The sequence below is a fragment of the Streptomyces sp. NPDC059695 genome (assembly GCF_042733785.1).
Lineage (GTDB): Bacteria > Actinomycetota > Actinomycetes > Streptomycetales > Streptomycetaceae > Streptomyces.
The window spans coordinates 132,689-156,131 of record NZ_JBHWFF010000020.1 but is presented as its reverse complement, the minus strand read 5'-3'; the positions used below and the strand labels follow the sequence as shown (position 1 = coordinate 156,131).

Annotated in this window: 24 protein-coding genes; 11 read left to right on the top strand and 13 right to left on the bottom strand. The window is 74.4% G+C overall.

Annotation, left to right across the window (positions count from 1 at the left end):
- Positions 1 to 342 precede the first annotated feature (342 nt).
- Positions 343 to 666, top strand: coding sequence for a hypothetical protein (locus ACFV2S_RS24700; RefSeq protein WP_385562994.1), 324 nt, complete (start codon positions 343 to 345; stop codon positions 664 to 666).
- Here ACFV2S_RS24700 and ACFV2S_RS24695 read toward each other — a convergent pair.
- The 3 genes from ACFV2S_RS24695 to ACFV2S_RS24685 all read right to left on the bottom strand — a co-directional run bounded on the left by ACFV2S_RS24695 (position 614) and on the right by ACFV2S_RS24685 (position 7,169).
- Positions 614 to 1,378 carry an SDR family NAD(P)-dependent oxidoreductase gene (locus ACFV2S_RS24695; protein ID WP_385563030.1) on the bottom strand — a complete coding sequence of 255 codons (765 nt, stop codon included), beginning with the start codon at positions 1,376 to 1,378 and terminating at the stop codon, positions 614 to 616. The genes ACFV2S_RS24700 and ACFV2S_RS24695 overlap by 53 nt on opposite strands.
- A 44-nt stretch (positions 1,379 to 1,422) precedes the next feature.
- Positions 1,423 to 2,226, bottom strand: a complete 804-nt coding sequence (locus ACFV2S_RS24690) for a DNA-formamidopyrimidine glycosylase family protein (protein WP_385562991.1) — start codon at positions 2,224 to 2,226, stop codon at positions 1,423 to 1,425.
- A gap of 293 nt (positions 2,227 to 2,519) precedes the next feature.
- A complete protein-coding gene (locus tag ACFV2S_RS24685) occupies positions 2,520 to 7,169 on the bottom strand; it encodes a DEAD/DEAH box helicase (protein WP_385562988.1) in 4,650 nt (1,549 codons plus the stop codon).
- Positions 7,170 to 7,259: 90 nt separating this feature from the next.
- Here ACFV2S_RS24685 and ACFV2S_RS24680 point away from each other — a divergent pair, with 90 nt between their 5' ends.
- From ACFV2S_RS24680 to ACFV2S_RS24670, 3 genes are read left to right on the top strand one after another with little or no spacing between them, the layout of a single operon-like run.
- Complete coding sequence (locus ACFV2S_RS24680; protein WP_385562986.1) at positions 7,260 to 8,150, top strand: AraC family transcriptional regulator; 891 nt, start codon at positions 7,260 to 7,262, stop codon at positions 8,148 to 8,150.
- Between the two features lie 28 nt (positions 8,151 to 8,178).
- Positions 8,179 to 8,958 carry an AzlC family ABC transporter permease gene (locus tag ACFV2S_RS24675; protein WP_385562983.1) on the top strand — a complete coding sequence of 260 codons (780 nt, stop codon included), beginning with the start codon at positions 8,179 to 8,181 and terminating at the stop codon, positions 8,956 to 8,958.
- The gene (locus ACFV2S_RS24670) at positions 8,955 to 9,263 is read left to right on the top strand and encodes an AzlD domain-containing protein (RefSeq protein ID WP_383800582.1); all 309 of its coding nucleotides are present in this window, start codon (positions 8,955 to 8,957) and stop codon (positions 9,261 to 9,263) included. The genes ACFV2S_RS24675 and ACFV2S_RS24670 overlap by 4 nt, the downstream gene beginning before the upstream one ends.
- Positions 9,264 to 9,393: 130 nt before the next feature.
- Here the strand turns inward: ACFV2S_RS24670 and ACFV2S_RS24665 are convergent, their stop codons facing one another.
- Positions 9,394 to 10,323: a hypothetical protein gene (locus ACFV2S_RS24665; protein WP_385562979.1), complete on the bottom strand. Its 930-nt coding sequence runs from the start codon at positions 10,321 to 10,323 to the stop codon at positions 9,394 to 9,396.
- Positions 10,324 to 10,402: 79 nt separating this feature from the next.
- Here ACFV2S_RS24665 and ACFV2S_RS24660 point away from each other — a divergent pair, with 79 nt between their 5' ends.
- From ACFV2S_RS24660 to ACFV2S_RS24645, 4 genes are all read left to right on the top strand, one after another.
- Positions 10,403 to 10,597, top strand: coding sequence for a DUF3046 domain-containing protein (locus ACFV2S_RS24660; RefSeq protein ID WP_041662943.1), 195 nt, complete (start codon positions 10,403 to 10,405; stop codon positions 10,595 to 10,597).
- Positions 10,598 to 10,901: 304 nt separating this feature from the next.
- Positions 10,902 to 12,032 carry an AI-2E family transporter gene (locus ACFV2S_RS24655; RefSeq protein WP_385562975.1) on the top strand — a complete coding sequence of 377 codons (1,131 nt, stop codon included), beginning with the start codon at positions 10,902 to 10,904 and terminating at the stop codon, positions 12,030 to 12,032.
- A gap of 115 nt (positions 12,033 to 12,147) precedes the next feature.
- Entirely contained in the window at positions 12,148 to 12,933 is a 786-nt protein-coding gene (locus tag ACFV2S_RS24650; RefSeq protein ID WP_385562972.1) for an SGNH/GDSL hydrolase family protein, read from the top strand.
- Between the two features lie 40 nt (positions 12,934 to 12,973).
- A complete protein-coding gene (locus ACFV2S_RS24645; RefSeq protein ID WP_385562969.1) occupies positions 12,974 to 13,810 on the top strand; it encodes an alpha/beta fold hydrolase in 837 nt (278 codons plus the stop codon).
- A gap of 26 nt (positions 13,811 to 13,836) precedes the next feature.
- Here ACFV2S_RS24645 and ACFV2S_RS24640 read toward each other — a convergent pair whose 3' ends face one another.
- Positions 13,837 to 14,529: a VOC family protein gene (locus tag ACFV2S_RS24640; RefSeq protein WP_385562966.1), complete on the bottom strand. Its 693-nt coding sequence runs from the start codon at positions 14,527 to 14,529 to the stop codon at positions 13,837 to 13,839.
- Between the two features lie 254 nt (positions 14,530 to 14,783).
- Between ACFV2S_RS24640 and recA the strand changes: the two genes are divergently transcribed.
- Together recA and recX are read left to right on the top strand one after the other, a co-directional pair.
- Entirely contained in the window at positions 14,784 to 15,920 is a 1,137-nt protein-coding gene (gene recA / locus ACFV2S_RS24635) for a recombinase RecA (protein WP_385562963.1), read from the top strand.
- The gene (recX, locus tag ACFV2S_RS24630; RefSeq protein ID WP_385562960.1) at positions 15,805 to 16,491 is read left to right on the top strand and encodes a recombination regulator RecX; all 687 of its coding nucleotides are present in this window, start codon (positions 15,805 to 15,807) and stop codon (positions 16,489 to 16,491) included. The genes recA and recX overlap by 116 nt, the downstream gene beginning before the upstream one ends.
- A gap of 385 nt (positions 16,492 to 16,876) precedes the next feature.
- On the opposite strand, the gene ACFV2S_RS24625 is transcribed toward recX, so the two are convergent.
- The gene (locus tag ACFV2S_RS24625; protein WP_385562957.1) at positions 16,877 to 17,338 is read right to left on the bottom strand and encodes a DUF4267 domain-containing protein; all 462 of its coding nucleotides are present in this window, start codon (positions 17,336 to 17,338) and stop codon (positions 16,877 to 16,879) included.
- A gap of 71 nt (positions 17,339 to 17,409) precedes the next feature.
- Positions 17,410 to 17,856: a DUF1772 domain-containing protein gene (locus ACFV2S_RS24620; RefSeq protein WP_385562955.1), complete on the bottom strand. Its 447-nt coding sequence runs from the start codon at positions 17,854 to 17,856 to the stop codon at positions 17,410 to 17,412.
- A gap of 92 nt (positions 17,857 to 17,948) precedes the next feature.
- Here ACFV2S_RS24620 and ACFV2S_RS24615 point away from each other — a divergent pair, with 92 nt between their 5' ends.
- Complete coding sequence (locus tag ACFV2S_RS24615; protein WP_385562952.1) at positions 17,949 to 18,527, top strand: TetR/AcrR family transcriptional regulator; 579 nt, start codon at positions 17,949 to 17,951, stop codon at positions 18,525 to 18,527.
- A gap of 195 nt (positions 18,528 to 18,722) precedes the next feature.
- Here the strand turns inward: ACFV2S_RS24615 and ACFV2S_RS24610 are convergent, their stop codons facing one another.
- The 6 genes from ACFV2S_RS24610 to ACFV2S_RS24585 form a co-directional block, all read right to left on the bottom strand.
- Positions 18,723 to 19,130, bottom strand: a complete 408-nt coding sequence (locus tag ACFV2S_RS24610) for a rhodanese-like domain-containing protein (RefSeq protein WP_385562949.1) — start codon at positions 19,128 to 19,130, stop codon at positions 18,723 to 18,725.
- The gene (locus tag ACFV2S_RS24605) at positions 19,127 to 19,729 is read right to left on the bottom strand and encodes a cysteine dioxygenase (RefSeq protein ID WP_385562946.1); all 603 of its coding nucleotides are present in this window, start codon (positions 19,727 to 19,729) and stop codon (positions 19,127 to 19,129) included. The genes ACFV2S_RS24610 and ACFV2S_RS24605 overlap by 4 nt, the downstream gene beginning before the upstream one ends.
- 94 nt (positions 19,730 to 19,823) lie before the next feature.
- Complete coding sequence (locus ACFV2S_RS24600; RefSeq protein ID WP_310851512.1) at positions 19,824 to 19,895, bottom strand: putative leader peptide; 72 nt, start codon at positions 19,893 to 19,895, stop codon at positions 19,824 to 19,826.
- 47 nt (positions 19,896 to 19,942) lie between these two features.
- A complete protein-coding gene (locus ACFV2S_RS24595; RefSeq protein WP_385562943.1) occupies positions 19,943 to 21,637 on the bottom strand; it encodes an FAD-dependent monooxygenase in 1,695 nt (564 codons plus the stop codon).
- A gap of 192 nt (positions 21,638 to 21,829) precedes the next feature.
- Positions 21,830 to 22,720, bottom strand: coding sequence for an amino acid ABC transporter permease (locus ACFV2S_RS24590; RefSeq protein WP_385562940.1), 891 nt, complete (start codon positions 22,718 to 22,720; stop codon positions 21,830 to 21,832).
- A complete protein-coding gene (locus ACFV2S_RS24585; RefSeq protein WP_385562937.1) occupies positions 22,717 to 23,391 on the bottom strand; it encodes an amino acid ABC transporter permease in 675 nt (224 codons plus the stop codon). Before ACFV2S_RS24585 ends, ACFV2S_RS24590 begins: the two co-directional genes overlap by 4 nt.
- Between the last annotated feature and the right edge of the window lie 52 nt (positions 23,392 to 23,443).

Genomic DNA, 23,443 nt, shown 5'->3' with positions numbered 1-23,443 from the left:
CGTGGGGCCCCCGGGGGGGTGCTCCAGACACGCCCCGGGCGCCGGGGTTGCTGGCCGCGGGGTACTCACCCGAGGGGGCCGTCCCCCCGGGGGGCCCCCCCTCCACGGGGCGCCGACCGGGGCTTTCCTCATGTCCGGGGCACGGGGTCCGGGGCACGGGGTCCGAGGTCAGGGGGACGGGGTCCGGGGCACGGCGGCGCCTTCCGCTGGAGATGCCGGGTCCCCGGGTGCCGTGCCATGGTGGGAGGGACGTACGACTGGGCCGTGTGCGCCGGGTCTGCCCCCGGTGCGCCCTCCCGCAGGGTGATCCTGCCGGTCTAGCGTCGACCGCAGGAGGCGGCCATGGTACGGCGACGGGTTCCGCTGGTGACGCTCGCGTTGCTCGCGTGCGGCCTCGCGGCCGGAGGGCTCTGGTGGTGGGCGGTGCTGCGGCTGCTCCTCGTGCCCGCGGAGACCGGGCCGGTCGAGGGGGCGGTGGCCGCGGGCGGATGGGGGCTGAGCCTGCTGCCGGTGCACGTGGCGGCCTCTTCGGGGCGACGGCGCCTGATCCCCGCGTCCGTGCGGTCCGGTGCGCTCGTCGAGTCGGGGCTTCCGGGTGAGGGTGCCCCGAGGGTCACCAGGGCATCGCGACGCCGCCGTTGGGGCGGAGGATCTGGCCGGTCGTGAACGCGGACGCGTCGGAGGCCAGGTGCAGCACCGCGTGGGCGATGTCCTCGGCCTCGCCGACCCGCCGCAGCGGTGAGTGACGGACCATCGCCGCCTCGGCCTGCTCCTGGGCCGCCGGCTCGTGGCGGTCCGTCATCGGAGTGCGGATCCAGCCCGGGGCGATCGCGTTGACGCGGATGCCGTGCGGGCCCGCCTCCGTGGCCAGGGTCTTCGTCAGCTGGACGACGGCCGCCTTGGTGACGCTGTAGCAGAGCAGGCCCGGGCTCGCGGTGTCCATCGCGCCCGAGGCCATCGTCACGATGGAACCGGGGACGCCGGAGTCGATCATCGAGCGGGCCGCTTCCTGGCAGGCGTGGAGCACCCCCTTGAAGTTCACGGCGAGGACGCGGTCGAGGTCCTCGTCCCGGGTCTCCAGGACCGTGCTCGTGTGCATGATCCCCGCGATGGCGGCCATCACGTGGAGCGGGCCGGCGGCGCGGACGGCGGCCGCGAGGGCGGGCCGGTCGGTGACGTCCAGGGCGTGGGTGTGCGCGGTGCCGCCGCCGCGGGCGATCAGGGCGGCGGTCTCCCGGAGGCCCGCCTCGTCGCGGTCGGCGCAGTGGACGGTGGCACCGGCCCGGGCGAGGAGGGCCGCGGAGGCGCGGCCGATGCCGCTCGCGGCGCCGGTGACGAACGCGGTGCGGCCGGTCAGGTCGTACGCCGGGAGAGTCATCGTCGTCGTCATGTCCGGACCGTACGACCGTATCTGACGGTCCGTCAATTGTTGGGGAGGATTCCGTCCGGGCCCCGCTGGCAGCCCGGGCACCAGTACGTGACCCGGTCCCCGAGCTCCGCCTTGCGGATCGCGGTGCCGCAGCGCAGGCAGGGGCGGCCCCCGCGGCCGTAGACGTGCAGCGGGGTGCCCGGGCGCCGGGTGGTCGTGGTGCGGCGGTCCGGACGCTCCTTGTTCGCGTCGAGCAGCCGGTGGGCCGTGGCGACCAGCCGGGCCGGGACGTCCGGGGCGAGCTCTCCGACCGGGAGCCACGGGGTGACGGCGGCCAGGAAGGCCAGCTCCGACTTGTACACGTTGCCGATGCCGGCCAGGTTGCGCTGGTCGAGGAGCGCGGCGCCGAGTGGGCGCGCCGGGTCGGCGAGGAGACGTCGCACGGCCTCGTCGGGATCCCAGTCCGGGCCGAGCAGGTCGGGGCCCAGATGGCCCACGGCGTCCGCCTCCTCTGCGGTCCGGATGAGCTCCAGGACGGGGAGGCGGTAGCCGTACGCGGTGGACTCGGCATTCCCGAGGATCGCGCGGATCTGGTGCTCGGGGCCGCCGCGCGGGCGCTCCCCGGTGGCGTACACCCGCCAGGCGCCGTCCATCCGCAGGTGCGAGTGGAGGGTGAGCCCGCCCTCGATCCGGGCGAGGAGGTGCTTGCCGCGGGGGGTGACGTCGAGCAGCGTGCGGCCGGTGAGGTCGGCGGTCGCGAACCGGGGCACGCGGAGGTCCGCGCGGGTGAGGACCTGGCCGGCGAGCGCGGTGTGCAGGCGGCGCGCGGCCTGCCAGACGGTGTCTCCTTCGGGCACGGCTCCATTGTGGGCCGTACCCGTCGGTTGCGGGCGGCGCCCACTCCCGTGTGGGCAATCGTCCCGTTGGGCGGGACGGGTGGGCACACGGGACGGCGCCCTTCAGCGGCGCCTCCGCGTTCCGGGCCTGGACCCGCACCCCGACCGCGCCGCCACCTGGTGGTGCGGGTCAGGGCGCGGGAGCCTGGGCACGGCACGGGGCGCCGTTCCGTTGTGCCCACCCGTTCCGCCCCGGCGGAACGCATGCCCACAACGCGGGGGGCCCGTACGGAACGCATGCCCGCAACGGGGGGTCAGGGGCGGAGGCGGAGGCCTCGGGGGGTGGCCAGGAAGCCGGCGGATTCCAGGGGGCGGGCCAGGGGCGACGTCAGGGACGCCGCACCGTTGACCCGCTCCACCGTGACCGTGCCCAGCGTTCCCGCCTTCGCCGACGACGCCAGCGCCTCCGCCGCCGCTCCCAGCGCCGGGTCGTCCGGATCCGTCGGCCAGGAGAGGAGCGTCTTGCCGCCGCGCTCCATGTAGAGCGTGAGCTCGCCGTCGACCAGGACCACCATCGCCCCCGCCTTCCGGCCCGGCTTGTGACCGGCGCCCGTCGGCGGCTCGGGCCAGGGCAGGGCCGCACCGTAGGCGTTCGCCGGATCCGCGGCGGCGAGGACGAGGGCGCGGGGGCCCGTCGCCGCCTCGGCGCCCCGGTCGCGGGCCGTCGCGGCGGCCCGCAGCCGGTCCACCGCCCCGTCCATCGCGAACTGGGCCGCGCCGAGGCCTTCCACGACGTAGCCGCGCCGGGCCTGTCCGCTGTCCTCGAAGGCGGCCAGGATCCGGTACGTGGCGGAGAAGCCGCCCTCGACGCCCTCGGCGGCCACCGCGCCCCGGGTGACCACGCCGTGCCGGTCGAGGAGGGTGCGGGCCAGGGCGTGCGCCCGGTGCGTCGGCTCCGGCTCGGGGGGAGGCAGGAGGGACCAGCGGCCGGAGACCGTCGGCGGGCCCGTGCGCGAGACCGGACGGGCCGCCGCCGTCAGGGTGCCGTACCGGCCGCGCGGCACCGTGCGCCGCGCGCGATGGGCGGTGGAGCCCGCCGTGCGGCCCGAGCCGAGGAGCGCGCGCAGCGGGGCCAGGGTGTCGTTGGTCAGCCGGCCCGACCAGGCCAGGTCCCACAGGGCGTCGGCCAGCTGCGGATCGGTGGCGTCCGGGTGGGTGGTGGCCCGGATCTGGTCGGCGATCTGCCGGAAGAACAGGCCGTATCCGCCGGAGAGGGCGGTGAGCACGGACTCGTGCAGGGCGGAAAGCTCCAGGGGGTGCGGTGGCGGGAGGAGCAGCGGGGCCGCGTCCGCCAGGTAGAGGGAGACCCAGCCGTCCTTGCCCGGCAGCGAGCCCGCGCCCGCCCAGACGACCTCGCCGGTCGTCGTGAGTTCGTCCAGGAGTGCCGGGGAGTAGTCCCTCACCCGGGACGGCAGGATCAGCTTCTCCAGGGCCGAGGCCGGGACCGGCGCGCCCTGGAGCTGCTCGACGGCGCGCGCGAGGCCGTCGATGCCGCGCAGGCCGCTGCTCCCCACGTGCTGCCACTGCGGCAGGAACGTGGCGAGGGCCGCCGGGGGCACCGGCTCCAGCTCGTGGCGCAGGGCCGCCAGGGAGCGGCGCCGCAGTCGGCGCAGAACGGTCGCGTCGCACCATTCCTGGCCGATGCCCGAGGGGTGGAACTCGCCCTGCACGACCCGTCCCGAGGCCGCCAGGCGCTGCAGCCCGCCGTCCGTGACGGCCGCGCCGAGGCCGAGGCGGCCGGCGGCCTGGGAGGAGGTGAACGGGCCGTGCGTCCGTGCGTACCGTGCGAGCAGGTCGCCCAGCGGGTCCTTGACCGGCTCGGTGAAGGCCTCGGGCACGCCGACCGGCAGGGCCGTCCCCAGGGCGTCCCGGAGGCGTCCCGCGTCCTCGATCGCGGCCCAGTGGTCCCGGCCGCCGATCCGCACCCGGATCGCGCGGCGGGCCGCCCCGAGCTCGGGCGCCCAGGTGGGCTCGGCGCCCCGCTCGGCCAGCTCCGCGTCCGTCAGCGGCCCCAGGACCCGCAGCAGGTCGGCGACGCCCTCCACGTCCTTGATGCGGCGGTCCTCCGTCAGCCACTGGAGCTCCCGCTCCAGCTCCGTCAGCACCTCCGGGTCGAGCAGCTCGCGCAGCTCGGCCTGGCCGAGGAGCTCCGCGAGCAGCCGGGAGTCCAGCGAGAGGGCGGCCGCCCGCCGCTCCGCGAGCGGGGAGTCGCCCTCGTACAGGAACTGCGCCACGTACCCGAAGAGCAGCGAGCGGGCGAAGGGCGACGGCTCCGGAGTAGTGACCTCGACCAGCCGGACCCGGCGGGCCTCGATGTCCCCCATGAGCTCCGTCAGGCCCGGCAGGTCGAAGACGTCCTGGAGGCACTCGCGGACGGCCTCCAGGACGATCGGGAACGAGCCGAACTCGCTCGCCACCTGGAGGAGCTGGGCCGCGCGCTGCCGCTGCTGCCACAGCGGGGTGCGCTTGCCCGGGTTGCGCTTCGGCAGCAGCAGGGCGCGGGCGGCGCACTCGCGGAAGCGGGAGGCGAACAGCGCCGAGCCGCCCACCTGGTCGGTGACGATCTGCCCGATCTCGCCGCGGTCGAAGAGGGCGTCGGCCGCACCCACCGGCGCCTTGTCCGCGTCGTACGCCGTGTCCAGGTGCCGGCTCGGGTCGACCGGCTCGTGGTCCAGGAGGTCCAGGCCCATGTCCAGGCCCATCAGGTCGGCGTCCGGCAGGCGCAGCACGATGCCGTCGTCCGCGTGCATCACCTGCGCGTCCATGCCGTACCGCTCGGCGAGCCGCGCGCCCAGCGCCAGCGCCCACGGGGCGTGCACCTGCGCCCCGAACGGCGAGTGGATGACGACCCGCCAGTCCCCGAGCTCGTCACGGAAGCGCTCGACCAGGATCGTCCGGTCGTCCGGCACGTGACCGCAGGCCTCGCGCTGCTCCTTGAGGTACGCGAGGACGTTCTCCGCGGCCCAGGCGTCCAGGCCCGCGGCGAGCAGCCGCAGACGGGCGTCCTCGTCCCCGAGGGCGCCGACCTCGCGGAGGAACGCGCCCACCGCCCGCCCCAGTTCGAGCGGGCGGCCCAGCTGGTCGCCCTTCCAGAACGGCAGCCGTCCCGGCACGCCGGGCGCGGGGGAGACGAGCACCCGGTCCCGGGTGATGTCCTCGATCCGCCACGAGGTGGTGCCGAGCGTGAAGACGTCACCGACCCGCGACTCGTACACCATCTCCTCGTCGAGCTCCCCGACGCGGCCCCCGCCCTTCTTGGGGTCCGAGCCCGCCAGGAAGACGCCGAACAGCCCGCGGTCGGGGATCGTGCCGCCCGAGGTCACGGCGAGCCGCTGGGCGCCGGGCCGTCCCGTGACCGTCCCGGCGACCCGGTCCCAGACCACGCGCGGGCGCAGCTCGGCGAAGGCGTCCGAGGGATAGCGGCCGGCCAGCATGTCCAGGACGCCGGTGAACGCCGACTCCGGGAGCGAGGAGAACGGGGCCGAGCGGCGCACCACGGCCAGCAGGTCGTCCACCTGCCAGGTGTCGAGCGCGACCATCGCGACGAGCTGCTGCGCCAGGACGTCCAGCGGATTGGCGGGGATCCGCATCGACTCGATCGCGCCGGAACGCATCCGCTCGGTGACCACCGCTGCCTGCACCAGGTCGCCCCGGTACTTGGGGAAGACCACGCCCGTGGAGACCGCTCCCACCTGGTGGCCCGCGCGCCCCACGCGCTGGAGGCCGGAGGCCACGGACGGGGGCGACTCCACCTGCACCACCAGGTCGACCGCGCCCATGTCGATGCCGAGCTCAAGGCTGGAGGTGGCCACGACGGCGGGCAGCCGGCCGGCCTTCAGGTCCTCCTCCACCTGGGCGCGCTGCTCCTTCGACACGGAACCGTGGTGGGCCCGGGCGAGCAGCGCAGGGGCGCCCTGCGCCGCTCCCGACTGGGCCATGACCTGGGCCGGCGGAGCCCCCTCCGGGAGCGGCTCGCCGGTCGCCCGCTCGTACGCGATCTCGTTGAGCCGGTTGCACAGGCGCTCGGCCAGCCGGCGCGAGTTCGCGAAGACGATCGTGGAGCGGTGGGACTGCACCAGGTCGGCGATCCGCTCCTCGACGTGCGGCCAGATCGACGGCTTGTCCCCGCCGTCCTTCCCCTCGGAGGCGGGGGAGCCGCCGAGCTCACCCATGTCCTCGACGGGGACGACGACGGACAGGTCGAACTCCTTGCCCGACGGGGGCTGCACGATCTCCACGGCCCGCCCCGGCGACAGGTAGCGGGCCACCTCGTCGACCGGGCGGACCGTGGCCGACAGGCCGATCCGGCGCGCCGGGCGGGGCAGCAGCTCGTCGAGCCGCTCCAGGGAGAGGGCCAGGTGCGCGCCCCGCTTCGTGCCCGCGACCGCGTGGACCTCGTCCAGGATGACCGTCTCCACCCCCGACAGGGCCTCGCGCGTGGCGGAGGTCAGCATCAGGAACAGGGACTCGGGCGTGGTGATCAGGATGTCCGGCGGCCGGGTCGCGAGCGCCCGGCGCTCGGCCGGCGGGGTGTCCCCGGACCGGATCCCGACCCGGACGTCCGGCTCGGGCAGACCGAGCCGCACCGACTCCTGGCGGATGCCGGTCAGCGGCGAGCGGAGGTTCCGCTCGACGTCCACGGCCAGGGCCTTCAGCGGCGACACGTACAGCACGCGACAGCGCTTCCTCGCCTCGGCGGGCGGCGGTGAGGACGCCAGCCGGTCCAGGGAGGCGAGGAAGGCCGCCAGGGTCTTGCCCGAGCCGGTCGGCGCGACGACGAGCACGTCGGAGCCCGCTCCGATGGCCTGCCAGGCGCCCTCCTGCGCGGCGGTGGGCGCGGTGAAGGCCCCGGTGAACCAACCACGGGTCGCGGGGGAGAACGAGTCGAGCGCGGACCTGACCATGTCCCCCATCGTGCACCCGACCACTGACAGCCGCCCGGACCTGGGCAGTCCCGATCGTCGCGGGGCGCCGGCGGGGCGCAGAATGGGGGGATGGCGAGGGGCACGGCGAGGGACGGAGCGAGCGGGGAGCGGGCCCGGTACTGGCAGTACGCGGAGTTGCCCGGGGTCGACCTGCTGCACGCCCACTACATCCACAAGGCCTTCGCCCGGCACACCCACGAGAGCTTCGTCTTCGCCGCGATCACCGAGGGCGTCGAGGCCTTCCACTACCGCGACGAGCTCGTCCAGGCGGGCCCCGGACAGATCGCCCTGGTCAACCCGGACACCCCGCACACCGGGCACGCGGGGGTGCCCGAGGGCTGGACCTACCGGACGATCTACCCGGACGCGGAGATCGTCCGGTCGATCGCCGCCGACACGTTCGCCCTGCGCGGCGAGGCCGGCTTCACCTCGCCCGTGGTCGACGACCCGTACGCCGCCCGGCTCGTCGTCGGCGTCCACCGGGCCGCCGAGGAGGGCAACGCGCTCGCCGCGGACAGCCTGCTGCGCCTGGTCACCGCCCGGATGCTGCGCAGCCACGGCGGTCTCGTCAGCCCGCTCCCGCCCCGCTCGGCCGGAGCCCGGAACGCGGCACGCGCGCGTGAGGTCCTGGAGGCCGGGATGACCGGGCCGCCGACCCTGGAGCGTCTCGCCGCCGACCTCGGCACCAGCCCGTTCGCGCTGCTCCGGGCCTTCCGCGAGGCGTACGGGATGCCCCCGCACACCTGGCTCACCGACGCGCGCGTACGGCGGGCCCGCAGGCTCCTCGACACGGGGACGCCCCCGGCGGAGGCGGCCGCCGCCGTCGGCTTCACCGACCAGTCCCACCTCAGCCGGCACTTCACCCGCAGCGTCGGGGTACCGCCGGGCGCCTACCAGCGCGCGCGTGGCGCGGCCCGGGAGACGCCGGGTCCCGGTGGCGCAAGAACGTACAAGACCTGACCGGAACCGGCCCCGTACCGTCTCCGACGTGGCAGAACAGACAGCACCTCCCGTCATACGCGACGGCACCCCGGCCGAGCCCGGCGCGGCCGCCATGGGCGACGGCACCCCGGCCAAGCCCGACGCGGCCGTCGTCCGCGACGCGCTCGGCGTCGGCGTCGCCGTCGGGCTCTCCGGCTTCGCCTTCGGCGTGACCTCCGCGGGCTCCGGCCTCAGCCTCCTCCAGACCTGCGTCCTCAGCCTGCTCGTCTTCACCGGCGCCTCGCAGTTCGCCCTGGTCGGAGCGCTCGCCGCGGGCGGCAACCCCTTCACGGCCGCCGCCGGAGCCTTCTTCCTGGGCACCCGCAACGCCTTCTACGGACTGCGGCTCTCCCAGCTCCTCGCCCTGCCGAAATCCGTCCGGCCCCTCGCCGCGCACTGGGTGATCGACGAGACCACGGCCGTCGCCCTCGCGCAGCCCTCCCGCCGCGCCGCCCGGATCGGCTTCACCGTCACCGGCCTCACCCTGTACGTCCTGTGGAACCTGACCACGTTCCTCGGGGCGCTCGGCGCCGAGGCCATCGGCGACACCGCGGCCTGGGGGCTCGACGCCGCCGGCCCCGCCGTCTTCCTGGCCCTGCTGGCGCCGATGCTGAAGTCCACGACCGAGCGCGCCACCGCCGGGATCGCCGTCCTGCTGGGCCTCGGGCTGCTGCCCGTCCTGCCCGCCGGGGTCCCGGTCCTCGCCGCCGCCCTCGCCGCGCCCGCCGTGCTCTGGGCCCAGGGCCGGCGCACGGCCCCCGCCGCAGGAGAGAAGGACCCCCGATGAACGTCTGGATCGCGATCGCCCTCACCGCCGGCGGCTGCTACCTCGTCAAGCTGATCGGCCTCCTCGTGCCCGCCGGAGCCCTGGAACGCCCGCTGGTCCAGCGGCTCGCCGCCCTGCTCCCCGTCGCGCTGCTCGCCGCGCTCACGGCGCAGCAGACCTTCAGCACGGGCGGTGACCTCGTCGTGGACGCGCGGGCCGCCGGGCTCGCGGCGGCCGCCGTCGCGCTCGTCCTGCGCGCCCCGTTCCTGGTCGTGGTGGGCGCCGCCGTCGCCGTCACGGCGGGGGTCCGGGCCCTCGGAGGGTGATCGCAGGACCCTTACGGGGGTCCGGGCCCTCGGACGGTGATCGCAGGACCCTCACGGGGCGGGTGGCCGGCCAGCCGCCCCGTACCGCTCCTCCTCATCGACCCGGCGACGCCCCTGCCGGTCCTTCCCGTCAGTCGATCGGGCGGCCGTGGGCGCGGAGGGTGCGCAGGGCCTCGACGGTGACGATCGGGCGCCACTCCAGGGCGGAGCCGGGCGCCCACGCCCGCCACCGGATCGGCCAGCCGCCGTCCTCCTGCTGGTCGGCCTGGAGCCGGTCGAGCGAGCGCGCCATCTCCTCCTCCGTGAACCAGCGCCCGGCCAGGGAGTCCGGCACGCGCGCGTAGTCGTGCGGGTAGTGGTACTCACCGGGCGCGTAGCCGTCCGCGAGCGGGTGGTCCTCCGGCCGGTCGGGGTCCAGGACGGCGAGGCCCTGCTCGCGGACGAGCCGGCCCAGCCGGTCCGCCGCCGCTTCGGCACGCGGGCGGTCGGGGGCCGAGTCGAGGAAGGCGACGGCCGCCTGGATCTCGTACGGATGGGACTTCTCCAGCGACTCCACGGCCGACCAGCAGAACTCGGTGGCCCGGAACAGCCACGCGTGCCACACCTGGTTGCGGTGCAGCACACCGACCACCGGGCCGGTCGAGAGCAGCGCGCTCGGCGGGGCGTCGACGACCGGCACGAAGGGCGCCGCGGGGTAGCCGCGCTGGGACGGGTGGATCGCGGGGAGGGCCCCGTCGTGGGTGGACACCTCCGTGAGGTAGCGGCAGATCCGTTCCACGCGCAGTCCGCCGCAGCGGCCGATGGAGTCCAGGACGCGCAGCCCGTGCGCGGTGTGCAGGGGCTGGCTCACCGGGCCGCGCAGATCCGGTTCGAGGGCGTGTCCGTAGCCGCCGTCCTCGTTGAGGTACGCCGTGAGGGCCGTCTCGACCCGGTCCGGGCCGCCGCGCAGGAAGTGGTAGGCGAACCGGTGCTGTTCGAGGACGCGGGCCGTCAGCCAGACGAAGCGCTCGGCGCGGGCCAGGGGAGTCGAGGGCGGGGAGGGGAGGGGATTTTCGGCCATGCTCCGACGGTAGGGCGGAAAAGCGCGGTGACAAGGTCTGCGGAGCGGGCTGCACTCTTGGGAGCGGGATACTGGGGTCATGCGGTTGACGATTTTCTGGGAACGGATGGCCGACCACTTCGGTGCGTCCTACGCCGAGTCCTTCGCGCGCGATCATGTGATGGCGGAGCTCGGGGGCCGGACGGTGCGCGAGGCACTGGACGCCGGCTGGGAGGCGAAGGACGTCTGGCGGGCCGTCTGCGCGGCCGTCGACGTCCCGGCCGACAAGCGGTGACCGGAAGGCGAACCGTGGGGTGACCGGAGGGGATGTGCGGGGTCCCGGGTGGAATGTCCGTGCGGTGCGCGAGACTGGCGGGGTGGCCCCGACTGACGACACCGACAAGACCGAACCGAACGACGTGCCCGGTACCGCCGGCGTGACGGCGCCCCCTGCCTCGGCTCAGGCCCCGGCTCACGCCCCGGCCTCGGCTGTGGCCCCGGCTCAGGCTCCGGCCCCGAGAGCGGCGGCCGACGGACCCGCGGCTCCGGCCGCGGCCCCGTCGGCCCCCGGGGCCGGGCCGGCGGCGGGGTCCGCGCGGATGCCGCGCTGGCTGCCCCGCGCGCTCGTGCTCGCCCTCGCGCTCTACGCCGTCTTCCAGCTGGGCAACTGGGCCTTCCACCAGCTCATCGGCCTCCTCGTCAACATCCTGCTGGCCTTCTTCCTCGCCCTGGCCATCGAGCCGGCGGTCGGGCGCATGGCGGCGCGCGGGATGCGGCGCGGCCTCGCCACCTTCCTCGTCTTCTTCGCCGTCACGGTCTTCGGCGTCGGCTTCGTCGTCCTCCTCGGTTCGATGCTGGCCGGCCAGATCGTGGACATGGTCGAGAACTTCCCGAAGTACCTCGACTCGCTGATCAACTGGATCAACCAGAACTTCCACACCGACCTGTCGCGCGTCGAGGTCCAGGACAGCGTCCTGAGCTCCGACTGGCTGCAGAAGTACGTGCAGAACAGCGCGTCCGGCGTCCTCGACGTCTCCGCCACCGTCCTCGGCGGCCTCTTCCGGCTCCTCACGATCTTCCTGTTCGCGTTCTACTTCGCGGCCGACGGGCCCCGGCTGCGGCGCGCGCTCTGCTCCGTCCTGCCGCCCGCCCGGCAGACCGAGGTCCTGCGGGCCTGGGAGATCGCCGTCGACAAGACCGGCGGCTACCTCTACTCGCGCGGTCTGATGGCGCTCATCTCGGGCATCGCGCACTTCGTGGTCTTCGAGATCCTGGGCGTGCCCTACGCCCCGGCGCTCGCCGTGTGGGTCGGTCTGGTCTCGCAGTTCATCCCGACCATCGGCACCTATCTGGCCGGCGCCCTGCCGATGCTGATCGCCTTCACGGTCAACCCCTGGTACGCGCTGTGGGTGCTCGGCTTCGTCGTGATCTACCAGCAGTTCGAGAACTACGTGCTCCAGCCCAAGCTCACCTCGAAGACCGTGGACATCCACCCGGCGGTCGCCTTCGGCTCGGTCATCGCGGGCACGGCGCTGCTCGGGGCCGTCGGCGCGCTGATCGCCATCCCGGCCGTCGCCACCCTCCAGGCCTTCCTCGGCGCGTACGTGAAGCGGTACGACGTGACGGACGACCCGCGCGTCCACGGCCACCGGAGATACGGCGAGGCGGTCGTCGCCCGGCTGCAGAAGGCCCTGCACTCGAAGAAGGAGTCCTCGCAGGGGGAGTCCTGAAGGAGGGGCCGGGGGCCCGTTCCTGACCTTGCTGGCCGAGTTGCTTAGTAAAAAAAGTGACTATGCTGGATCGACGAGGCGACTGATGCGCCGATCGTCGAGGAAGGCGGGGTCCATGTCGGACGGCACGTTTCTGCGGTACGTCGCCCTGGGGGACAGCCAGACGGAAGGAGTCGGTGACGGTGACGACACCGTCGGGCTCCGCGGCTGGGCCGACCGGCTCGCGGAGTCGCTCGCCCGCGCGCACCCCGATGTGCGCTACGCCAACCTGGCCGTACGCGGCCGCCTCGCCGGACAGGTCCGCGCCGAGCAGCTCGGCCCCGCCCTCGCGCTCCGGCCGGACCTCGCCACGGTCGTCGCCGGCGTCAACGACGTACTGCGGCCGCGCTTCGACGCGGACGCGACGGCCGGGCACCTGGAGGCGATGTTCGCCGCGCTGACCGGGCAGGGGGCCCGCGTCGCCACCCTCACCTTCCCCGACGTCGGCCGGATCACCCCGCTCGCCCGCCCACTCGGCCCCCGGATCGAGGCTCTCAACGAGCGGATCCGCGCCGCCTCCCGCCGCCACGGCGTCGTGGTCGTCGAAGCCTCCGCGCACCCCGTCGTCACCGACCCCCGGCTGTGGAGCCCGGACCGGCTGCACGCCGGACCCATCGGCCACGCGCGCATCGCCGCCGCCGTCGCCCACGCGCTCGCGCTGCCCGGCTCCGACGACTCCTGGACCCACCCCCTGCCCCCGCGGGCCCGCCCCACGGGCCTGGGCACGGTGACCGCCGAACTCCGCTGGGCCGGCACCTTCCTGGGGCCCTGGCTCGGCCGGCGGCTGCGCGGACGCTCGTCCGGCGACGCCCGGCGCGCCAAGCGCCCGGACCTGATGCCGGTGACCGCCGTCCCCCAGTAGGTTCGTTCCGCCGAAGGACGCGGCGGAAGGGGGAACGGTCGTGATCGAGACCGATCTGGAACTGGACGACGGGCGCGTGCTGCACGTGTACGACACCGGGGCCGGCGGGGACGGGCCGACCGTCTTCTGGCAGCACGGCACGCCGAACATCGGCGCGCCCCCGGGGCCGCTCCTCCCGGACTCCGCCCGGCTCGGGATCCGCTGGGTGTCGTACGACCGTCCCGGGTACGGCGGATCCACTCCCCGTCCCGGCCGGAACGTCGCCTCGGCGGCCGACGACGTACGGGCCGTCGCCGACGCCCTGGGAATCGGCCGGTTCGCCGTCATGGGCCATTCCGGCGGCGGCCCGCACGCCCTGGCGTGCGGCGCCCTCCTGCCGGAGCGCGTGCGGGCCGTGGTCGCCGTGGCGTCCCTGGCTCCCTTCGGGGCCGAAGGGCTCGACTGGTTCGCCGGCATGACGGCGGCCGGCACGGCGGGCCTGCGCGCCGCCGCCGAAGGGCGTGCGGCGAAGGAGGCGTACGAGGCGGACGCCGGGTACGACCCGGAGATGTTCACGCCCGCCGACCACGCCGCGCTCGCCGGGGACTGGTCCTGGTTCGGCGACGTCGTCGGCCCCGCCGTGGAGGGCGGGCCGGGCGGGCTGATCGACGACGACCTCGCCTACGTCGCCCCGTGGGCCTGCGACCCCGCCCGGGCCGTCGCGCCGGTCCTGCTGCTGCACGGCGGCGAGGACCGCGTCGTGCCCAGCGCGCACGGCCGGTGGCTGGCCGGCCGCTGTACCGGCGCGGAGCTGCGGCTCACCCCGGCCGACGGGCACATCTCCGTCCTCGGCGGCGGCGCCGCGGCCCTGGAGTGGCTCGCGGACCGCTCCGCGTGACGGCGGGGGCCCGCACGGGCTCCGCGTCAGGCCCGGGGGGCGAGGATGCGGAAGTCGTGGCCCTCCGGGTCGGACATGCACGTCCACGGGACGTCGCGCCGGCCCCCGTCGAGGTCGGTGGCGCCCAGCGCCCGCAGCCGGGTCGCCTCCGCCTCGCGATCGTCGCCGGGTTGGCACAGCAGGTCGACGCGGACGCGGTCCGGCACGGTCTTCGCATCGGGGCCGAGGAGGAACTCGAGATACGGGCCGGCCCCCTCGGCGGAACGCAGCACCGCGCGGTCGTCGGCCACCTCGTGCAGGGTCCAGTCCAGCGCCTCGTCCCAGAACCGGGCCATGGCGCGCGGATCCGCGCAGTCGACGACCACCGCGGCGATCGGGCCCGTGTCCCGGTAGACCTCCCGGGGCTCCAGAACGCAGAACTCGTTGCCCTCCGGATCGGCGAGGACGGTCCACGGCACGTCGCCCTGGCCGATGTCGACGGGTGTCGCGCCCAGGGACCGGAGGCGCGCGACCAGCTCCGCCTGATGGGCGGTGGAGGCGGTCGCGAGATCGAGGTGCACCCGGTTCTTCACCGCGGGCCGGGGCCCGGGCTCGCGCACGGCGACGACGCCGACGCCGAAGCCGGCCGGGTCCCGTCGGCCGAGCGCCTCCGCCCAGAAGCGTCCGACCGCCGAGTCGTCGAGGGCATCGATGGTCACCTTGACCGGTCGCAGCGTCATGCGAGCGATCCTAGGAGCAGGTCCGGGGGAGCGTCCGGTGGCCGCGCGCACCGGGTCCGCGCGGTCTCCGGAGAGCGCGCGGCACGCTTGACACTAAAATCGAACATCCATTCTCATGGAAGCCCGACCCTTGGAATCACGGGCTTGTCGCCGAGTTGTCCACAGGTCGGAGGGGACGTCGGGGCCCATTGTCAGTGGCAGGGGTTAGCGTCTTTCACATGAAGCGATCGACTCAAGCAAACCGGGTGGAACCCATGGCAGGAACCGACCGCGAGAAGGCGCTCGACGCCGCGCTCGCACAGATTGAACGCCAATTCGGCAAGGGCGCCGTGATGCGCATGGGCGACCGCACCCAGGAGCCGATCGAGGTGATCTCCACCGGTTCGACCGCCCTCGACGTCGCCCTCGGCGTCGGCGGCCTGCCCCGCGGCCGTGTCGTGGAGATCTACGGACCGGAGTCCTCCGGTAAGACGACCCTGACCCTGCACGCCGTGGCCAACGCCCAGAAGGCCGGCGGCCAGGTCGCCTTCGTGGACGCCGAGCACGCCCTCGACCCCGAGTACGCCAAGAAGCTCGGCGTCGACATCGACAACCTCATCCTGTCCCAGCCGGACAACGGTGAGCAGGCCCTCGAGATCGTCGACATGCTGGTCCGCTCCGGCGCCCTCGACCTGATCGTCATCGACTCCGTCGCCGCGCTCGTCCCGCGTGCGGAGATCGAGGGCGAGATGGGCGACTCGCACGTCGGCCTCCAGGCCCGTCTGATGAGCCAGGCCCTCCGGAAGATCACCAGCGCGCTCAACCAGTCCAAGACCACCGCGATCTTCATCAACCAGCTCCGCGAGAAGATCGGCGTGATGTTCGGCTCGCCGGAGACCACGACCGGTGGCCGCGCCCTGAAGTTCTACGCCTCGGTGCGCCTCGACATCCGCCGCATCGAGACCCTCAAGGACGGCACCGAGGCGGTCGGCAACCGGACCCGCGTCAAGGTCGTCAAGAACAAGGTCGCGCCCCCGTTCAAGCAGGCCGAGTTCGACATCCTCTACGGCCAGGGCATCAGCCGCGAGGGCGGCCTGATCGACATGGGCGTCGAGCACGGCTTCGTGCGCAAGGCCGGCGCCTGGTACACGTACGAGGGCGACCAGCTCGGCCAGGGCAAGGAGAACGCCCGCAACTTCCTGAAGGACAACCCCGACCTCGCCGACGAGATCGAGAAGAAGATCAAGGAGAAGCTGGGCGTCGGCGTCCGGCCCGAGGCTCCGTCGGCCGAGCCGGGTGCGGACGCGGCGGGCACCGTCGACGCGGCCGGTGCGGACGACGCCGGCAAGAGCGTCCCGGCTCCGGCGAGCAAGACCGCGAAGGCGACCAAGGCCACCGCGGTCAAGAGCTGAACCGGTGACCGGGCGCACCGAATGGCCGGGTGACAGCTCCGACTCGTCGAGGGCCGAGAAGGAGCTGTCACCCCAGGACCCGGCCGAGCGGGCGCGTGCGATCTGCCTGCGCCTGCTCACCGGGAGCCCCCGCACGCGCAAGCAGCTCGCCGACGCGCTGCGCAAGCGGGAGATCCCCGACGAGGTGGCGGAGGAGGTCCTCTCCCGCTTCGAGGACGTCGGTCTCATCGACGACGCCGCCTTCGCGGGGGCCTGGGTCGAGTCCCGCCACCACGGCCGGGGCCTCGCCCGCCGTGCACTCGCCCGGGAGCTGCGCACCAAGGGGGTCGAGCCGACCCTCATCCAGGAGGCCGTGGAGCAGCTGGACTCCGAGCGTGAGGAGGCCACCGCGCGCGAGCTCGTGGACCGCAAGCTGCGCGCCACCCGCGGCCTCGACCGCGACCGGCGCCTGAGACGGCTCGCGGGGATGCTGGCCCGCAAGGGGTACCCCGAGGGCATGGCCCTCCGTGTCGTCCGCCAGGCGCTGGAGGCCGAGGGCGAGGACACGGACGGGCTGGACGAGTCCTTCTGATACGGGGGTACAGAAGGACTCGTCCGAACCGGCGGGGGATGTACTCCCTCTGGCTGCCCGGCTGCCCGGCTGCCCGGCTGCCCGGCTGCCCGGCTGCCCGGCGGCGGCGGCCTGATCCGGTGCGGATCCGTGTCCGGGGCGGGCGCCCGGCGGGCCGGTCCGAGAACGGGTGCCGGACGGGGGGGCGACTTCCGGGGCGGCGCGGGCACGCTCCAGGCGCCGTCGAGACCTTGAGGCGTCGAAGCTTCGAAGCGGGGGCCGTCGAGCCGGGGGGCCGTCGGGCCGGAGGCCGGGGCGGGGAGCGAGGGCGGCCGGTGGAGCGTGGGTGGGGGCCGGTCGAGAGTGGGCGGCGGCCGGTGGAGCGCGGGCGGCGGTGCGGAGGGGGTCAGGCGGGCTGCGGGGCGGGGGTCTCCGGAGCGGGCGCGACCCCGCGGGTCTCGCCGGTGTCGCGGGTCCCGGGGGTGCCGCGGGTCTCGCGCAGGATCAGCAGGCCGTTGACCACCATCAGGGTCGCGGTCAGGGCGTGGACGCCGAGCGCGATGGCCACGGAGCCGTGGTGGGCGAGCACGGTGGTCATGTCGCCGTACGCGGCGAGGGCCTCCACCAGCAGCGCCCAGCCGAGCGCCCTGCGGTGGCCCGTCACCAGCAGGACGCCCAGGACCAGGGCCATGACGACGTCACGGATCCCCTTGACTATCAGGAAGCCGCCGCCGTCGCCGGACGGCCATGTCGGCAGGCCGAAGCCCGGCGCCGTCGTCTCCGGGGTCAGGATGAACTCCGTCCCGAACCAGAGGATGAAGAGCACGAAGGCGGCGGCCAGGACGGTGTTGATCTTCTTCAGTGACACGGTTCTTGTCCTTGCGGGTTCGGTGGGCACGCCGGAGCGGGTCCGGTGGGTGCGCAGGGGCGGCTTCGGCGTCAGACGAGGGCGGTGACCAGCAGGGCGAAGGCGGCGATGATGACGGCGACGCGGACGTAGTGGTAGCGCTCCCAGCGGTTCATCTGCTCCTTCCAGTCGGCGGGCCGGGTCTCCGGCGTCCACGTCTTGCCCCGGTTGTTGATCGGGACGAGCAGCAGGATCGACATGACCACGCTGACGATGAGCAGCGCGCCGGCGGTCACCACGAGTCCGGCGCCGTCGTGGCGCCATCCGGCGACGGCCCAGACCGCGACGAGGACGAGCGAACCGATGTACCAGAACGGCATCACGGCGCCGAGCATCCGGCCCCCGTGGGAGTGGGCCTGCTGATTGCTGTCGTCCGGGAGGGCGTTGAAGATCGGGTTCATGACAAAGGCGACGGAGAACTCCACCCCCACCATCAGACCGACGGCCACGGTGGTGATGACTTCGAGTGTGCTGAGCATGGGGTCCCTCCCGGGATCTAGCGCTGCTAGCCGATGTGGACAACGCTAGTGCTGCTGCCGCTTGATTGTCTAGCGGTGCTAGGATTCGAATCATGTCGGTACAGGAACGCAAGCAGCGCGAACGGGCGGAGCGCGAGCGCCTCATCGTGGCGACCGCCCGTGAACTCGCCGAGCAGCAGGGCTGGGACGCGGTCACCACCCGCCGGCTCGCCGAGCGCATCGAGTACAGCCAGCCCGTCCTCTACAGCCACTTCCGCGGCAAGCGCGAGATCATCGGCGCCGTCGCCCTGGAGGGCGCCGCCGAGATGGCCGCGGTGGTGCGGGCCGCGGCCGCCGCCGCGGACGGCCCGCGCGGTCGGGCCGCCGCGCTCGCCCGCGCCTACCTCGACTTCGCCGAGCGCAATCCGGCGGTCTACGACGCCCTGTTCCACCTCGACGGCGGGCTGCCGTACGCGCAGGAGGACACGCCGGAGCCGCTGAAGGACGCCTTTGCCGCGCTGATGGAGAGCCTGGGCGAGGTGGCCGGGGACGGCGTCCACCCGGGGCTGTTCACCGAGGTGTTCTGGGCGTCCCTGCACGGCATCGCCACCCTGACGCGGGCGCGGCGGCTGCTGCCGGAGGACGCCGAGCGGAGGGTGGAGCTGCTGGTGGACCGGCTCGCCGTGGTCTGACGCACGGTCTGGTGTCGACATGCCGCGGGCCGGGTCTCGAAGCCGATCTCCGAGACCCGGCCCGCGCCGGTACGACGTTTGCTCTGTCGGTTCCTCTGCCGGTTCCGCCCGGCTGTTCCTCCCGGCGGCTTCTCCCGGCGGTTTCTCCCGACGGTCTCCGGAGGGTTTCTCCGGCGGTTCCTCCGGAGGGTCCCGTCAGGCGGGGGTCGCCGGGAGGAGGACGGGGAGGCCGGCGGCCTTCCAGGCCTGGAAGCCCCCGATGAGGTCCGTCGCCCGGTGCAGGCCCAGGCGGCGCAGCGACTCGGCCGCGAGGGAGGAGGCGTAGCCCTCGTTGCAGAGGACCACCACCCGCAGGTCGTGGCTGTCCGCCTCCGCCGCGCGGTGGCTCCCCAGCGGGTCGAGCCGCCACTCCAGCTCGTTGCGCTCCACGATCAGCGCGCCCGGGATCAGGCCGTCCCGCTCCCGCAGGGCCGCGTAGCGCGTGTCCACCAGGAGCGCGTCACCCGCCTCGTACGCCTCGTAGGCGGCCCGGGGCTCGATCCGGTCGAGGCCCGACCTGACCCGCTCCAGGAGCTCGTCGATGCCCACCCGCTCCGCGCTCACTGCCAGTCCTCCGGACGCTCGACCTGCTCCAGGCGCAGCACCGCGCCGGCCCGGCTGAACCGCCGGATCAGCGGGAGCGGCGGATAGTAGGCGTGCACCGACACCGCGTGGGTGTCCGTGGACTCGTTGAGCACCTCGTGCACGTGGTGGCGTCCGAAGGCGCGGCCGGCGCCCTCCGAGAGGCGTCGGGAGCGGTCGAGCCCCTCGGTCAGTTCCAGGGTCTTCCAGCCGCTCGCCGGCAGCCGGACCGCGAGCGCGTTCTCGGTCAAGGTGCCGCGGGCGGTCGCGAAGGCGCCGAGCGACTCGGCATGGTCGTGCCAGCCGGTGCCGGTGCCCGGCGGCCAGCCGATGAGCCAGGCCTCGCTGCCGCCGGGGCCGTCGAGCCGTACCCAGGTGCGGCCCTCGGGGTCGAGGGGCAGGGAGTCGACCAGTGTCCGGTCGGCGGCCGTGCGCCGGACGAAGTCGAGGAGTTCCGCCGAGGTCGGGGCCGGGGCCGAGGTCGGGGCCGGGGTCGGGGCCGCGCCAGGGGCCGAGGCCGGTGAGGCGGAGGCAGGGGAGGGCGGAAGGGCAGGGGGAAGGGGGGAGACGTGCTGGGGCACGGGTGACCGTCCTGAGGTTCGCGGAAGCGCGCGCGACGGCACACGGCACACGGACGTGCGTCAGTGGCGGGGCGCGCGCGGGGAAGGGGCGAGATCAGCAGGACGGGCGACACACGCAGCCCGCATAGCGGAGGAGGTCCATATGGACCCTCCGCCACAGGCGCACATCGGTGTCGGTCACGCTCCGGAGTACACCATGCGCGCCTGCGGGAATCAATGCATGTCCGCCGTGCGGTCGCTCCCCACGGACACCTCGGAACCCTCCTCCGGGTCCTCCTCCGCACCGTCCCCCTCGGTGTCCGAGCCGCCGCGGGTCGCGTCCGCCGCCGCGTACAGCTCCTCCGGGCGGACCCCGGAGAAGGCGGCGACGAGGTGCCCGTCGGGCCGTACGAGCAGGACGGCGTGGGCCGGAGCCCCCGGGTAGGCCTCCGTCACCAGGACCTCGGCCTTCACCGGGAGAGCGTCGACGGCCTCTTCGAGCTTGGGCATCACCCCGGCGGTCCGCCAGTGGCGCCGGTCCCACACGCCGGTGCCGGGGGCGACGAGGAGGACCAGGAGGCGGCCCAGGCCGAGCCGGTCCCGGAGCCGAACGGTCGTGCCGTCCGGCGCGGTCACCCGGACGTCCTCGACCGGGGCGCCCGCCGGGGTGCCCACGGGCGTCTGGCCCTCGGTGTGCGGAGGCGCGAGGGGGGAGTGGGGGTACGCCGGGGGCGCGCCGAGCGGGCCGCGCCCCACGTGGCCGTCGGTCAGCAGGGCGTCGTGGCCGCGTGCGGCCCCCGGGAGGTACGTCCGCAGGCCCCCGCCGCCGCGCAGCACCGGCAGCGACTGGTCCGCCGCGCGCAGCCGGGTCGCGACCGCCGTCCGCCGCTCGCTCTGGTAGCTGTCGAGCAGCCGCTCCGAGGTGCTGCCGCCGTGGTGCCAGGCGTGGGCGAGCTTCCAGGCGAGGTTGTCCACGTCCCGCAGGCCCTCGTCGAGGCCCTGGGTGCCGACCGCGCCGAGCAGGTGCGCCGCGTCCCCGGCGAGCAGGACCCGGTCGACCCGCCAGCGGCGGGCGAGCCGGTGGTGCAGGGTGTGGACGCCGGTGTCGATGAGTTCGTACGGAGGTGTCACGCCGTCGCACCAGCCGGCCAGGGTCTCGCGGATCCGGGCGACCAGGGCGTCCGGGGTGACCAGGTCGCCGCGCGGCGGCAGGAGCCAGTCGATCCGCCACACCCCGTCGGGCAGCGGGCGCGCGGTGATCTCCTCGGCCGCGCCCCGCCACGGCGGCTGACGGTGCAACAGGGCCTCGCCGGGCCAGGGGAGTTCGGTGCGCAGCGCCGCGACCGCGTGGCGTTCCACGGCCGTGCGGCCGGGGAAGCGGATCCCGAGCAGCTTGCGTACGGTCGAGCGGGCCCCGTCGCAGCCGACGAGGTGGCTGCCGCGCCACCAGGTGCCCGCCGGGCCGCGGGTGTGGGCGACGACGCCGTCCCGGTCCTGTTCGATGGTGTCGAGCCGGGACTCGGTGACGAGCCGGATCAGCTTCTGCCGCGTGATGGCGTCGCGCAGTCCGCGGGCCAGGGCGTGCTGGGGGATGTGCAGGGGGGCCGCCGGGGAGGCGGGCGCGTCGGGGTCCTCGGACCACTCCTCGGTGCCGCCGAGCCCCAGGTCGAGGGTGAGCCGGCGCACCTCCTGGCGGCGGCGCATCCCGCGCCAGCCGATCCAGCGGACGCCCTCGTCACGGAGGGTCGTGCAGCCGAGGCGTTCGACCATGGCGGCCATGTCGGCGCGCAGGACGACGCTGCGCGCCGGGCGGGACTCCTCCTTGCCGGCGCCCTCGTCGAGGACGACGCTGGGCACGCCCTGCGCGGCGAGCGCGAGGGAGAGCGCGAGGCCGACCGGCCCCGCGCCCACGATGATCACCGGGTCCACGGCGCGGCTCCTGAAGGCCGGACGGTCATGAGGGCAGCACAGCTGAGTGTGGCACGAGCCCGGTGGTTGATCACAGACCGTATGCAACCCACTGAGGGTGCTTGCGTCAAGCGACGGGGTGGGCGCGGTGCGGCCGACCTGAAGTCGGTGCCGCTCCGGCCCACCCCTGTGGTCCCACGGACCCCCGCCGCGTCAGGCGCCGCTGACGGCCTCCGACTTCGCGTCGGTGGCTCCGGCCTGGGCCGGGAGGGTCACCGAGGGGGTCTTCCTGCCCTGCCGCAGGCGCTTCTCCAGGCGGCTCGCGAAGGTGGTGAGGGCGAAGTTGATGACGATGTAGATCAGCGCGATGACCACGAGGGTGGCGATCGTGTTGGCGCCGTAGTTGGCCGTGATCTGCCGGTTCTGGCTGAGCAGCTCGGCGAAGCCGAGCAGGGCGCCGCCGAGGGCGGTGTCCTTGACGATGACGACGAGCTGGCCGACGAGGGCGGGCAGCATGACGGTCACGGCCTGCGGCAGCAGCACGTACAGCATGGTCTGGCCCTTGCGCATGCCGAGCGCGACGGCGGCGTCGCCCTGCCCCCGGGGCAGCGAGAGCACGCCGGCCCGGACGACCTCGGCGATCACCGAGGCGTTGTAGAGCACCAGGCCGGTGACGACCGCGTACAGCGGGCGGAAGTCGGAGCTGACCGTCGTGAACTCGCGGTACAGGGAGGCCGCGAACACCATCAGGAGCAGGACCGGGATGGCGCGGAAGAACTCCACGACCGCGCCGACCGGCACGCGCACCCAGCGGTGGTCGGAGAGCCGGCCGATGCCCAGCAGGGCGCCGAGGGGCAGCGCGATCAGGATGGAGAGCGCGGCGGCCTTGAGGGTCTCGGTGAGGCCGGGCAGCAGGTACGTGGTCCAGACCCGGGAGTCGGTGACGAACGGGCTCCACTTGTCCGCGTCCAGCTGGTGCTTGTCGTCCAGGGCTCCCAGCACCCACCAGGCCACCAGGGCGAGGACGGCGAGGAAGACGATCGTGTAGACGACGTTGCGCCGCTTCGCGCGCGGGCCGGGAGTGTCGTACAGGACGGAGCTCATCGCTTCACCGCCAGTCGCTTGGCCGCCCAGCCGAGGATCAGGCCGGTGGGGAGGGTGAGGACGATGAAGCCGAAGGCGAAGATCGCGAAGACGGTGAACAGCGCGTCGGCCTCGTTCTCCATCATCGTCTTCATCAGGAGCGACGCGTCGGCGGCGCCGATCGCGGCCGCGACGGTGGTGTTCTTGGTGAGCGCGATCAGGACGTTGGCGAGCGGGGTCACCGCGGCGCGGAACGCCTGGGGGAAGACCACGAGGCGGAGCACCTGGGTGAAGCTCAGGCCCAGCGCGCGGGCGGCCTCGGCCTGGCCCGGCGGAACGGTGTTGATGCCCGAGCGCAGCGCCTCGCAGACGAAGGTGCCGGTGTAGGCGACGAGGCCGAGGACGGCGAGCCGGAAGCCGATGTCCTCGGAGCGGTCCGCGCCGAGCGAGATGCGGAGGGTCTGGTTGAGACCCAGCAGGCAGGCGACGAGCACGACCGTCAGCGGAGTGTTGCGGACGACGTTCACGTACGCGGTGGCGAAGCCCCGCATCAGCGGGACCGGGCTGACCCGCATCGCGACCAGGGCCGTGCCCCAGATCAGCGAGCCGATCGCCGAGTAGAGGGCGAGCTGAGCCGTCACCCAGAAGGCGCCGAGCAGGTCGTACTGCCCGGAATCAAGAAAGTCGAACACGATGCCCCGCGCTCTCCCCTGGTGGTCGGTCGGTGTGGAGGCCGCCGCGGGG